This window comes from Streptomyces lasiicapitis, assembly GCF_014646335.1.
Lineage (GTDB): Bacteria > Actinomycetota > Actinomycetes > Streptomycetales > Streptomycetaceae > Streptomyces > Streptomyces lasiicapitis.
Window position 1 is genome coordinate 187,425 of sequence record NZ_BMNG01000017.1, and the last position, 12,463, is coordinate 199,887.

At 68.7% G+C, this 12,463-nt stretch carries 9 protein-coding genes and 1 tRNA gene; 6 read left to right on the forward strand and 4 right to left on the reverse strand.

From position 1 onward, the window contains the following. Positions 1–117 precede the first annotated feature (117 nt). From IEY91_RS33575 to clpX, 5 genes are all read left to right on the forward strand, one after another. Positions 118–194, forward strand: a tRNA-Pro gene (locus IEY91_RS33575). Between the two features lie 185 nt (positions 195–379). Continuing rightward, positions 380–1,777 carry a trigger factor gene (tig, locus tag IEY91_RS33580; RefSeq protein WP_164325046.1) on the forward strand — a complete coding sequence of 466 codons (1,398 nt, stop codon included), beginning with the start codon at positions 380–382 and terminating at the stop codon, positions 1,775–1,777. A gap of 242 nt (positions 1,778–2,019) precedes the next feature. Continuing rightward, on the forward strand, positions 2,020–2,625 hold the full coding sequence (locus tag IEY91_RS33585) for an ATP-dependent Clp protease proteolytic subunit (RefSeq protein WP_164328539.1): 606 nt from the start codon (positions 2,020–2,022) through the stop codon (positions 2,623–2,625). A 58-nt stretch (positions 2,626–2,683) separates the two neighbouring features. Next, the gene (locus IEY91_RS33590; protein ID WP_164325048.1) at positions 2,684–3,352 is read left to right on the forward strand and encodes an ATP-dependent Clp protease proteolytic subunit; all 669 of its coding nucleotides are present in this window, start codon (positions 2,684–2,686) and stop codon (positions 3,350–3,352) included. 204 nt (positions 3,353–3,556) lie between these two features. Next, the gene (clpX, locus tag IEY91_RS33595; protein WP_164325049.1) at positions 3,557–4,843 is read left to right on the forward strand and encodes an ATP-dependent Clp protease ATP-binding subunit ClpX; all 1,287 of its coding nucleotides are present in this window, start codon (positions 3,557–3,559) and stop codon (positions 4,841–4,843) included. Between the two features lie 99 nt (positions 4,844–4,942). On the opposite strand, the gene IEY91_RS33600 is transcribed toward clpX, so the two are convergent. The 4 genes from IEY91_RS33600 to IEY91_RS33615 all read right to left on the reverse strand — a co-directional run bounded on the left by IEY91_RS33600 (position 4,943) and on the right by IEY91_RS33615 (position 9,561). Further along, positions 4,943–5,623 (reverse strand): polysaccharide deacetylase family protein, encoded by a 681-nt coding sequence (locus tag IEY91_RS33600; protein ID WP_189176872.1) that lies wholly within the window; start codon positions 5,621–5,623, stop codon positions 4,943–4,945. A gap of 83 nt (positions 5,624–5,706) precedes the next feature. Then, entirely contained in the window at positions 5,707–6,696 is a 990-nt protein-coding gene (locus IEY91_RS33605) for a hypothetical protein (RefSeq protein ID WP_189176873.1), read from the reverse strand. A gap of 108 nt (positions 6,697–6,804) precedes the next feature. Next, positions 6,805–7,797, reverse strand: coding sequence for a hypothetical protein (locus IEY91_RS33610; RefSeq protein ID WP_189176874.1), 993 nt, complete (start codon positions 7,795–7,797; stop codon positions 6,805–6,807). A 153-nt stretch (positions 7,798–7,950) separates the two neighbouring features. Beyond that, positions 7,951–9,561 (reverse strand): transposase, encoded by a 1,611-nt coding sequence (locus IEY91_RS33615; protein WP_229697404.1) that lies wholly within the window; start codon positions 9,559–9,561, stop codon positions 7,951–7,953. Between the two features lie 275 nt (positions 9,562–9,836). Here IEY91_RS33615 and IEY91_RS33620 point away from each other — a divergent pair, with 275 nt between their 5' ends. After that, the gene (locus tag IEY91_RS33620) at positions 9,837–12,461 is read left to right on the forward strand and encodes a valine--tRNA ligase (protein ID WP_189176876.1); all 2,625 of its coding nucleotides are present in this window, start codon (positions 9,837–9,839) and stop codon (positions 12,459–12,461) included. Positions 12,462–12,463 lie beyond the last annotated feature (2 nt).

A 12,463-nucleotide genomic window follows, 5' to 3' on the forward strand; every position in this document is an offset into this window, starting at 1 on the left:
TGCGCGGCACGGACAGCATCGTAGCGGGTCGGGGGCGTGCGCCGCACACCCCCCTTCACACCCCGATTAAGCGGGCGCCGCACGGCCTGCGGGCATGTACCCTACGTGTCGCACCGACGGGGTGTGGCGCAGCTTGGTAGCGCGTCCGCTTTGGGAGCGGAAGGCCGTGGGTTCAAATCCCGCCACCCCGACCAGCACGATCCCCCGCTTTCCGTGGCCTGTTCCGGGGTGGGGACCGACATTCGCACGGCCCCGGCGGTCCGTCTTCCAAGATCGCATTGTGGGTCGGCTCCCGCGTGCCGTTACTATGCAAGCTGCGTGCCCGTGTGTCTCTCAACCGGGCAGAATCCAAGAAGTCAGCCCACAAGGAGACCGAACCGTGAAGAGCGCCGTGGAGACCCTGAACCCGACCCGGGTTCGGCTCACTGTCGAGGTGCCCTTCGAGGAGCTCAAGGACAGCCTCGACGCGGCGTACAAGAAGATCAACCAGCAGGTCACGGTGAAGGGCTTCCGCAAGGGCAAGATCCCGGCCCGCGTCATCGACCAGCGGTTCGGCCGTGGTGCTGTGCTGGAGGAGGCCGTCAACGACGCCCTCCCGAAGTTCTACACCGAGGCGGTCAACGAGGCCGAGCTCAACGTCCTGGGCCAGCCCGACGTGGACATCACCGAGCTGAAGGACAACGAGACCCTCAACTTCACCGCTGAGGTCGACATCCGCCCGGCCATCGAGATCCCGGACTACTCCGGCATCGAGGTCGAGGTCGACGCGGTCGAGATCGCCGACGAGGACGTCGACAAGGCCGTGGAGGAGCTGCGCGAGCGCTTCGCCTCGACGGCCCCGGTCGAGCGTGCCGCCGAGGAGGGTGACGTCGTCACCATCGACCTGGAGGCCAAGGTCGACGGCGAGGTCCTGGAGGACGGGGTCGCCTCTGGCGTCTCGTACACCATCGGCTCGGGCGAGCTGCTCGAAGGCATCGACGACGCCGTGAAGGGCCTGGAGGCCGGTGGCGAAGCCACCTTCACCTCCGAGCTCAAGGGTGGCTCGGCCGCCGGCAAGGAGTCCGAGGTCACCGTCAAGGTCACCCAGGTCGCCAAGCGTGAACTGCCGGAGCTGGACGACGACTTCGCGCAGCTCGCGTCGGAGTTCGACACCCTGGACGAGCTGAAGGGCGACAGCCGCAAGCGTCTTGAGTCGGCCCGCCAGTTCGACCAGGCCACCCAGGCCCAGGAGCGCGTCCTGGAGAAGCTCCTCGAGCTGGTCGAGGTCCCCGTCCCCGAGAAGCTGCTCGAGGACGAGGTCCGCACCCGCAAGCACAACCTGGAGCACCACCAGCTCGGCCAGATGGGCCTCGACCTCGCGAAGTACCTGGAGATCCAGGGCAAGACCGAGGAGGAGTTCGACGCCGAGACCCGTGAGCAGGCGGTCAAGGGCATCAAGACGCAGTTCGTCCTCGACGAGCTCGTCAACAAGGAGAAGCTGAACGTCAACCAGGAGGAGCTCACCGAGCACCTCATGCGGCGCGCGCAGTCCTCCGGCATGAGCCCCGACCAGTTCGCGCAGGCCGTCGTCGAGGGTGGCCAGGTGCCGATGCTCGTCGGCGAGGTCGCCCGCGGCAAGGCCCTCGCGGTCGTCGTCGAGGCCGCCACGGTCAAGGACACCAACGGCGAGGTCATCGACCTCGACGATGAGGACGACGAGGCTGCCGCCGAGGGCGAGCAGGCCCCCGAGGCCACCGAGACCGCCGCCGAGGACAAGGCCGACAAGACCGAGGCCTGATCTTCCACGCCGTAAACGAAGGGCCCCCGGGACACCCGTCCCGGGGGCCCTTCGCGCCCGCACACAGGGGCCTACGGGGCCCTACCTGCGCTCACAGCGAACAGTTGCCCTTGCGGGATTCACCGAAGGGACCCGCGCGTTAGGGTCCATGAATGGGGGCAGTGGAGTCCTTGCCCTCAGAACGAAGATGCTGAGACGGCCGGAGCCGTCAGAGACGAGCAGGTGGATACGTGACGAATCTGATGCCTTACGCAGCCGGTGAGCCGTCCATCGGTGGTGGCCTCGGCGACCATGTGTACAACCGGCTGCTCGGCGAGCGGATCGTCTTCCTCGGCCAGCAGGTCGACGACGACATCGCGAACAAGATCACGGCGCAGATGCTCCTCCTCGCGGCAGACCCGTCGAAGGACATCTACCTCTACATCAACAGCCCCGGCGGCTCGGTGACCGCCGGCATGGCGATCTACGACACCATGCAGTACATCCCGAACGACGTCGTGACCATCGGCATGGGCATGGCCGCCTCCATGGGCCAGTTCCTGCTGACCGGCGGCGCCGCGGGCAAGCGCTTCGCCCTGCCGCACACCGACATCCTGATGCACCAGGGCTCCGCCGGCATCGGTGGTACGGCATCGGACGTCAAGATCCAGGCCGAGTACCTGCTGCGCACCAAGCAGCGCATGGCCGAGATCACCGCCCGCCACTCCGGCCAGACGGTCGAGACGATCATCCGTGACGGTGACCGCGACCGCTGGTTCACCACCGACGAGGCCAAGGAGTACGGCCTCATCGACGAGATCATCAGCGCCGCTTCGGGTGTTCCGGGCGGCGGCGGCACGGGGGCCTGACCCAGGCACCCCCGCCGGCGACCAAGCCCACGCTCACACCCAGGACGGAACACCTCAGATGAACAGCTTCCCGATCAGCGGACAGCCCTCGGGCCTGCACACCGGCCCCCAGGTGGACAACCGCTATGTGATCCCGCGCTTCGTCGAGCGCACCTCGCAGGGCGTGCGTGAGTACGACCCGTACGCGAAGCTCTTCGAAGAGCGCGTGATCTTCCTCGGCGTCCAGATCGACGACGCCTCCGCCAACGACGTCATGGCGCAGCTCCTGTGCCTGGAGTCGATGGACCCCGACCGTGACATCTCGGTCTACATCAACAGCCCCGGCGGCTCCTTCACGGCGCTCACCGCGATCTACGACACGATGCAGTTCGTGAAGCCCGACATCCAGACGGTCTGCATGGGCCAGGCGTCCTCCGCGGCCGCCGTGCTCCTGGCCGCCGGCACCCCGGGCAAGCGCATGGCCCTGCCGAACGCCCGCGTGCTGATCCACCAGCCGTCCGGCGGAACGGGCCGCGAGCAGCTCTCCGACCTGGAGATCGCGGCCAACGAGATCCTCCGGATGCGTACGCAGCTCGAGGAGATGCTGGCCAAGCACTCCACGACGCCGATCGAGAAGATCCGCGACGACATCGAGCGCGACAAGATCCTCACCGCCGAGGACGCGCTGGAGTACGGCCTGATCGACCAGATCATCTCCACCCGGAAGATGAACAACGCCGCGCTCTGACCCCCGCAGGGGCCCCGGACGAGACCGCGAGCCGGACTCGTTCGGGGCACCGCAGCACCATCCGCCCACCCCGGGGTACGGTCCACGTCGAAGCGAACCGCGCCAAGGGGGGCCCGAACGGGGGGCCAGGCAAGGTACCGTCGGATACAAGGCACCAGGAGCCGCTGGACCAACGGCGTCTCCCAGGCGAAGGGGAAGCACACCGTGGCACGCATCGGTGACGGCGGCGATCTGCTCAAGTGCTCGTTCTGTGGCAAGAGCCAGAAGCAGGTCAAGAAGCTCATCGCAGGCCCCGGCGTGTACATCTGCGATGAGTGCATCGATCTCTGTAACGAGATCATCGAGGAAGAGCTCGCCGAGACGAGCGAGGTCCGCTGGGAGGAACTGCCCAAGCCCCGCGAGATCTACGAGTTCCTCGAGGGGTACGTAGTCGGTCAGGAGCCCGCCAAGAAGGCCCTCTCCGTCGCCGTCTACAACCACTACAAGCGCGTCCAGGCCGGGGAGAACGGCGGCGCACAGGGCCGCGAGGACGCCATCGAGCTGGCGAAGTCCAACATCCTGCTGCTCGGCCCCACGGGCTCCGGCAAGACGCTGCTCGCCCAGACGCTCGCCCGCATGCTGAACGTCCCCTTCGCCATCGCCGACGCGACGGCGCTCACGGAGGCGGGCTATGTAGGCGAGGACGTGGAGAACATCCTCCTCAAGCTCATCCAGGCCGCCGACTACGACGTCAAGAAGGCCGAGACGGGCATCATCTACATCGACGAGATCGACAAGGTCGCCCGCAAGAGCGAAAACCCCTCGATCACGCGCGACGTATCGGGTGAAGGCGTCCAGCAGGCCCTGTTGAAGATCCTGGAGGGCACGACGGCCTCCGTCCCGCCGCAGGGCGGCCGCAAGCACCCGCACCAGGAATTCATCCAGATCGACACGACGAACGTGCTGTTCATCGTGGGCGGCGCCTTCGCCGGCCTGGAGAAGATCATCGAGTCGCGGGCGGGTGCCAAGGGCATCGGCTTCGGCGCGACCATCCGCTCCAAGCGGGAGCTGGAGGAGAAGGACCAGTTCGAGGACATCATGCCGGAGGACCTGGTGAAGTTCGGGATGATCCCCGAGTTCATCGGCCGCCTGCCCGTCATCACCTCGGTCCACAACCTCGACCGCGAAGCGCTCCTCCAGATCCTGGTCGAGCCGCGCAACGCCCTCGTCAAGCAGTACCAGCGCCTCTTCGAACTCGACGGCGTGGAGCTGGACTTCGAGCGCGAGGCCCTCGAAGCCATCGCGGACCAGGCGATCCTCCGCCAGACCGGCGCGCGCGGCCTGCGCGCCATCATGGAGGAGGTCCTCCAGTCGGTGATGTACGAGGTGCCGTCCCGCAAGGACGTCGCCCGCGTCGTCATCACGGCGGACGTCGTCCACTCGAATGTGAACCCGACGCTGGTGCCGCGCGAGGTGCGGGGCCCCGGGGCAGGGGAGCAGAAGTCCGCGTAAGCCGCGCGGCGGCACATGAACGGCCAAGGGCGCCCGGCGAGTTGACCTCGCCGGGCGCCCTTGCGTCGTCTTCCCGCTGATCCCGCCGTACGCGCCCCGTCAGCGTTTGACGCGAACTTCCTTGCGGAGCTTCTGCGTTGTGGTGGCGGCGTCGTCGAGGGACGCGGGCTTGCCCGCCTTGGCGTCGCGGGTGTCCACGGGCATGACGATGGCGGCGGTACTGCGGTCGGCCCAGGCGCACATGGCGACGTGGACCACCTTGGGGCCCTCGGGCGCGCCGGTGTTGGGGTCCTCGATACGTGACTCCTGGCATTTGACGACCGCGCCGTCCGTGCCGAAGTCCTTCGGCTCGCCAACCATCGTGCTCTTCTCGCCGCCCTTGCCCGGCTTCCTCGCCTTGGCCGCGAGGTCCGCGAACATCGCGTCGACGGTCTTCTCCGGGGTGTCGATCGTCCCGTACGCGCCGGTGAACTGGATCAACCCGGCGCTCAACGCCTTGGCCCCCCGGTCGGAGCCGTACACCGCCTGAACCGTCTTTGCGCCACGCACCCCGAAGCTCGCGGGCTCTTCGAGGGCGGCCGACGTCATCCCTTTGACCTGCCGGTACCCGCCGAACACGGCCTTCGGCGCGACCAACTTGTGCGGCCCGTCGTCCTTGACGGCGACGGAGGCCTCTCCCTTGCCGGAGTCGTCCCCACCAAAACCGACGTACGCACCCACGCCGAGCAGAGCGACGACGCCGATCCCGGCGACGGCGGTCACGGTTTTCCTGCTGCTCACTTCTGGTTCTCCCCCTGAGGCATGCGAAGGGCCCGGCCGGAGCGACCGGGCCCTTGTTGGTGTCCGAACGGACTGATGACGGATCAGATCTTGACGCGCGTGTCCTTGCGGAGCTTGGCGGTCTTCTCCGCGGCGTCCCCGAGGTCGGCGCTCTTGCCCGCCATGGCGCTGGCCACGTCGACGGTCACGGTGAAGCCGATCGTGCTGTTGTCGCCCCAGATGCAGACGGCCGCGGACATCTCCTTGGGAGCCGAGGAGTCGGTCGACCCGCTCGTGTCGATCTTCATCTCCTGGCACTTCATCATCGCGCCGTCGAGCTCGGAGGGGTTGTACGACTTCGGGCTGCCGACCACCTTCATCTTGGTGCCGCCGCCGGCCTTGTTCTGCTCCTTCTCGGCGTTGGCGAACATCTTGTCCACGACGCTCTCCGGGTCGTCGATCTCGCCGTACACGCCGCCGAAGTTGACGGCCTTGACCGAGAGCGGATTCTCCTTGGAACCGGACTGGTAGTCCGCCCCGACGTCCTTGGCGTTCTTGACGCCCGCCTTCTCGGCCTTCTCCGTGTTGATGCCGCCGAACCCGCCGGACGAGCCGCTGTCCCTCTTGAACTCGCCGTCGATGACGGTCGCGGGGGTGGTCAGCTTGTGCGGGCCGTCGTCCTTGACCGTGCCCGCGTTGTCACTGTCGCTGCCGCCGAGCACGAAGTAGGCGCCCACGCCGATCGCCGCGATCACGGCGACCGCGCCGATGATCAGGCCCGTCTTCTTCTTGCCGCCGCCTCCGCCCGGCGGGGGCGGCGGAACCTGGCCGTAGGGGGCCTGCGGCTGCTGCCCGTAGGGGCCGGGCTGCTGCGGCTGGCTGTAGCCGGGCTGGCCGTACGGCGGCTGCTGGGGCGGGACGCCCTGCGGGGCCTGCTGGGGGTACCCGTAGCCGGGCTGCTGGGGCTGCTGCTGCGGGTAGCCGTACCCGGGGTCCTGCGGCTGCTGGCCGTAGGGGCCCGGCTGCTGCGGCTGGCCGCCGCCGTACGGTCCGGGTTCCTGGCCGCCGTACGGGCCCGGCTGGTTGTGGCTCATGCGTGGGTTCCCCCTTCGTGGAGCGGTTCTGCGCCACCCGTCGTGACGCAGACGGGCCCCGGCTGTGCCAGCCGGGGCCCGCGCGTGCCCGTCACCCGTGTCGCGGTGTCAGAGCTTGACGCGGACTTCCTTGCGGAACTTGGCCGACTTCTCCGCGGCCTCGTCCAGGTCGGCGGTCTTGCCGGCCAGGGCGTCGGCCACGTTCGCGGTGACGACGACGCCGATCGTGCTCTTGTCACCCCAGATGCAGGTGGCCATCGACATCTCCTTCGGGCCCTGGCTGGTGCTGGACGACGAGGAGCCCATGGCGTACTTCATCTCCTGGCACTTCATGACCGCGCCGTCGAGCTCGGAGGGGTTGTACGACTTCGGGCTGCCGATGACGGTGATCTTCTGACCGCCGGGGTTGTTCTCCTTGGACTTCTTCTCCGCGCCGGCGAACATCTTGTCGATGACCGACGAGGGGTCGTCGATCTCGCCGTAGACGCCGTTGATCTGCAGGATCTTCTGCCCCAGCGGGTTCTCCTGGGTGCCCGAGCTGTACTGGGCCGCGACGTCCGTGGGGTTCTTCACCCCGTACTTCGCGGCGTTCTTCGTCTGCTCGGAGGACATGTCGCCGCCGTCGGCGCTGCCCGGCTTCTGCTTGTAGTCGGTGAGGACCGTGGGCGGCGTGACGATCTTGTGCGGGCCGTCGTCCTTGACCGAGCCCGCGCTGTCGCTGTCACTGCCCCCCAGGACGAAGTACGCGCCCACGCCGATCGCCGCGATCACGGCGACCGCGCCGATGATCAGGCCCGTCTTCTTGCCGCCGCCTCCGCTCGGCGGGGGCGGGACCTGGCCGTAGGGGGCCTGGGGCTGCTGCCCGTAGGGGCCCGGCTGCTGCGGCTGGCCGTACGGGGCGCCCGGCTGCTGCGGGTACCCGTAACCGGGCGGCTGCTGCGGCGGGACGCCCTGGGGCGCCTGCTGCGGGTAGCCGTAGCCGGGCTGCGGAGCCTGCGGCGGCTGGCCGTAGGGGCCGGGCTGCTGCGGCTGGCCGCCGCCGTACGGCCCGGGCTGCTGCGGCTGCTGCCCGCCGTACGGGCCCGGCTGGTTGTAGCTCATTACTGGGGTTCCCCTCGAACGCCTGAGCGCGCCAACATTCTCCGCGCGCTTATGTGTTCCAGACATCCTGACCGACGCAGGGATCCCCATGGGCCCCGGGGCGTCAACCGTTACTGAAGATTCCGGTTTCGGGACCGGTCTGTGACACCGTTCCTAAAGACTGAGCGGAAGTGAGTCCTGTTTCCGGAACTCGTGCTCAGCCGCGTGCCCCGAACGGTGTTGGGCACACTGGTCCCCCGCTTTCGGCCCACAATCCGGCGGCGCGCATCGTGTGCGCGGTCCGGGAACGTGGGGGCGGGGTTCCTCACACCCACGGGCACCCGAGGCGGCCTGGACGGTCCGATGCCCCGCACCAGCACTCTGGTGATGCGGGGGCGGTGCCGTCCGTCGCCGGATCGGATGCCCGAGGGCGCGTCGCCCGACCGCGATGCTTGCCGCATCGTGCCGGGAAATCCTGCGGGTCGGGGTGGCCAGGGGTTTCTGCCAGTGCTTGGCACCCCACCGGGAGGTGTACGCCGGGTCCACCGCCACGATGCAGATGTCCTGCTCGGCGGCCATCGACACCAGCCGGGCGCGGAGTCTCGCGGTCGGGAAACGGGAGACCAGACGGCGGAAGTGCGTGTTTCGGCCGTGCTTCTCCCGGCTCTTGCCGTCCGTGAAGTCGAGGTCCTCGATGGCGATCGCGGTGGCCCCGAATCGGCGGGTGCAGTGAAGCAGTCGACTCAACGCGTGCCGGATCTGCGCGTCCCGGTGATCGGCGGAGCCGGTCAGGTCGTAGAAGAAGCGCTGCGGTTCGCCCACGGGGTTGCCGTGCGTGTCCAGACGCCAGGCCGCGAGGTGATCATCGTTCATGTCCACCCCCACCACCCCCTGGGCCAGCGCCACCGGAAGTGGCAGCACAAGGGCGGTGGCGCGCTGCCAGGACGCGGTCACATACCAACGGCCGCGCGCGACATCGTGGTGGATGCGGTAGGCCACCGCCCGGTTCGCGGTGATCCGGTCGCGCCACTCCTGCCCCCGATGCCGGAACCGTACGGTTGCGTCCAGCACATAACGGCCGTGCGGTGCGTTCGCCAGGTGGGCCAGAGCGGCCGGGAGCTTGATCGAGAGCTGCCCGGCGCCGTTGACGCGGATGGTCTCGTTGCCGAAGCGCTTGCCGGACTCCCCGTCCGCGGCCAGGAACATCCGCTCCGCCTGCCGGCGTTCCCGCCATGCCCGCTCGCTCAGCCCGGCGGCGGCCAGATGGTGACGGGCGTTCGCGAGCTGCTTGCCGCCGCGCACCACCCGCACACGGCCCGCCGACCAGTCCGCCTCCACTGCCGCCAGCCGGTCCTTCAGGGCGTGCAGGCGGCGGGACTTGGCATGCCACTCGCCACGCGAGGCATAACCCCGCACCAGCCCCTCCTGCTTGTCCGCCCTGGCACCCAGTGGCCTTGCCAGCCGCTCTTCGATCTGTGTGATCTGTCCCCGCAGCCAGCTCAGGTGCGCCGCCTGGCCGCGTCGGGCCAGCGCCCACTGGTCATGCGTGGCCTTGGTGATACTGCCCGCCCAGCGCGCCGAGGACCTCCCCGTCAGCTCCCGCTTACGCACCGCCCACGAGGCCGCGTCATGCCCCAGCCCCTGCCGGGACCGTGCCGCCAGATCACCGGCGGCCAGCGAACCGAGGAACCTCCCGACCTCGGCCAGCACCACCGCATCCGCTTCCGACACCCGCAGCCGGTCCCGGACAGCCACCCCGGAGGGATCAGGTACAACAAACGGCACCGTCAACTCCCGCAACCTGCCCACCCGTTCACCCCCGCTCGGCCGAAGAGCCGTCACGCCAGTCAACGAGCACCATCTCTAAAGGGCACCCATTCGATCCAAGAACCTCTGTTCCTCTCTCGGGGCGGAAGCCAGGGCATGTCTCATGACGGAGGAGACACCCGGCACCCGACCGGACGGCCAGCGTCGGCCCGGCCAAATCGCTCACTCGCCCTCACCGAGAGTGACTGCGGAGCAGTACGCGGGCAGCAGTTCCCAACCTCTAAACTGGGCCCGTGACCGAGAACGCTCAGCAGCAGCCGCCAGCGACCACCCCCGAACTCCCGACGCAGTACGCGCCGTCCGAGGTAGAGGGGGCGCTGTACGAGCGCTGGGTAGAGCGGGGCTACTTCGATGCCGATGAGAGCAGTGAGAAGCCGCCGTACACCGTCGTCATCCCGCCGCCGAACGTGACCGGCAGCCTGCACCTGGGCCACGCCTTCGAGCACACCCTCATCGACGCCCTGACCCGCCGCAAGCGCATGCAGGGCTTCGAGGTGCTGTGGCAGCCGGGCATGGACCACGCCGGCATCGCCACGCAGAACGTCGTCGAGCGCGAGCTCGGCAAGGAGGGCAAGTCCCGGCACGACCTCGGCCGTGAGGCCTTCGTCGAGCGCGTGTGGCAGTGGAAGGGCGAGTCCGGCGGGCAGATCTCCGGCCAGATGCGCCGCCTCGGCGACGGTGTCGCGTGGTCGCGTGAGCGGTTCACGATGGACGAGGGTCTGTCGAAGGCCGTTCAGACGATCTTCAAGCGGCTGTACGAGGACGAGCTGATCTACCGCGCCGAGCGCATCATCAACTGGTGCCCCCGGTGCCTCACCGCCATCTCGGACATCGAGGTGGAGTACCAGGACGATGACGGTGAGCTGGTCTCGATGAAGTACGGGGACGGGGACGAGACCATCGTCGTCGCCACCACCCGTGCCGAGACGATGCTCGGCGACACGGCTGTCGCCGTGCACCCCGAGGACGAGCGGTACAAGCACCTCGTCGGCAAGCTCATCAAGCTGCCGCTGACCGACCGCTCCATCCCGGTCGTCGCGGACGAGCACGTCGACCCGGAGTTCGGCACCGGCGCCGTCAAGGTGACGCCCGCCCACGACCCGAACGACTTCGAGATCGGCCAGCGCCACGACCTGCCGAACATCGCGGTCATGGATGAGCACGCCGTCATTACGGTCCCCGGCCCGTTCCAGGGTCTGGACCGGCTCGAGGCCCGTTCCGCGATCGTCGGCGCGCTGCGTGCCGAGGGGCGCGTCGTTGCCGAGAAGCGTCCCTACTCGCACTCGGTCGGGCACTGCTCGCGCTGCAAGACCACCATCGAGCCGCGGCTCTCCATGCAGTGGTGGGTCAAGGTCGGCCCGCTCGCGAAGGCCGCCGGTGACGCGGTCCGCGACGGCCAGGTCAAGATCCACCCGCAGGAGATGGAGAAGCGCTACTTCGACTGGGTCGACAACCTCCACGACTGGTGCATCTCGCGGCAGTTGTGGTGGGGCCACCGGATCCCCGTCTGGTACGGGCCGAACGGTGAGGTCGTGTGCGTCGGTCCCGACGAGGAGGCGCCGACGGGTGAGGGCTGGCACCAGGACACGGACGTCCTGGACACCTGGTTCTCGTCCGGCCTGTGGCCGTTCTCCACCCTCGGCTGGCCCGAGAAGACCGACAGCCTCGCGAAGTTCTACCCGAACTCCGTCCTGGTCACCGGCTACGACATCCTCTTCTTCTGGGTCGCCCGGATGATGATGTTCGGCCTGTACGCGATGGACGGCACCCCGCCGTTCCACACCATCGCCCTGCACGGCATGGTCCGCGACCAGTTCGGCAAGAAGATGTCGAAGTCCTTCGGGAACGCGGTCAACCCGCTTGACTGGATGGACAAGTACGGCTCCGACGCGCTCCGCTTCACCCTGGCCCGTGGCGCCAACCCGGGCGTGGACGTGCCGATCGGCGAGGACTGGGTGCAGGGCTCCCGGAACTTCGCGAACAAGATCTGGAACGCCACCCGCTTCGCGCTGATGAACGGCGCCACGGTCGAGGGCCCGCTGCCCGACGCCGCCGAGATGTCGGCGACGGACCGGTGGATCCTCTCCCGCCTGAACACGGTGGTCGCCGAGGTCGACGGACTTTACGAGGACTACCAGTTCGCGAAGCTCTCCGACGCCCTCTTCCACTTCGCGTGGGACGAGGTCTTCGACTGGTACGTCGAGCTGTCCAAGACCACGTTCATGGCGGGCGGCCCCGCGGCCGAGGTCAGCAAGCGCGTCCTCGGCGAGGTCCTCGACGTCACGCTGCGCCTGCTGCACCCGGTGGTGCCGTTCGTGACGGAGACGCTGTGGACGACGCTCACGGGCGGTGAGTCCGTCGTGATCGCCGACTGGCCCAAGGACAGCGGCTTCCGGGACGCCGACGCCGAGAAGGAGATCCTCTCCCTCCAGGACCTCGTCACCGAGGTCCGCCGGTTCCGCGCCGACCAGGGCCTCCAGCCCGGCCAGAAGGTCCCGGCCCGCCTCACCCTGGACGGCACGCCGTTCGCCCCGCACGAGGCCGCCGTCCGCCAGCTCCTGCGCCTCCAGCCGGAGGGCGAGAGCTTCGCGGCGACGGCGACGCTGCCGGTCGCGGGCGCGAGCGTCGCCCTCGACCTGTCCGGCACGATCGACGTGGCGGCGGAGCGCAAGCGGCTCGCCAAGGACCTGGCCGCCGCCGAGAAGGAGAAGGCCCAGGCCACCGGCAAGCTCGGCAACGAGGCGTTCCTCGCCAAGGCGCCCGACAACGTCGTGGACAAGATCCGCGGCCGGCTCGCCAAGGCCGAGGAGGACATCGCCCGCCTCCAGACGCAGCTGGACAACCTCCCGGCCGCGTAAGG

Coding starts and splice junctions, on each gene's coding strand:
- IEY91_RS33610 (WP_189176874.1), bottom strand. CDS start 7,797: ATGAGCTACAACCAGCCGGGCCCGTACGGCGGGCAGCAGCCGCAGCAG.
- IEY91_RS33585 (WP_164328539.1), top strand. CDS start 2,020: ATGCCTTACGCAGCCGGTGAGCCGTCCATCGGTGGTGGCCTCGGCGAC.
- IEY91_RS33605 (WP_189176873.1), bottom strand. CDS start 6,696: ATGAGCCACAACCAGCCGGGCCCGTACGGCGGCCAGGAACCCGGACCG.
- IEY91_RS33590 (WP_164325048.1), top strand. CDS start 2,684: ATGAACAGCTTCCCGATCAGCGGACAGCCCTCGGGCCTGCACACCGGC.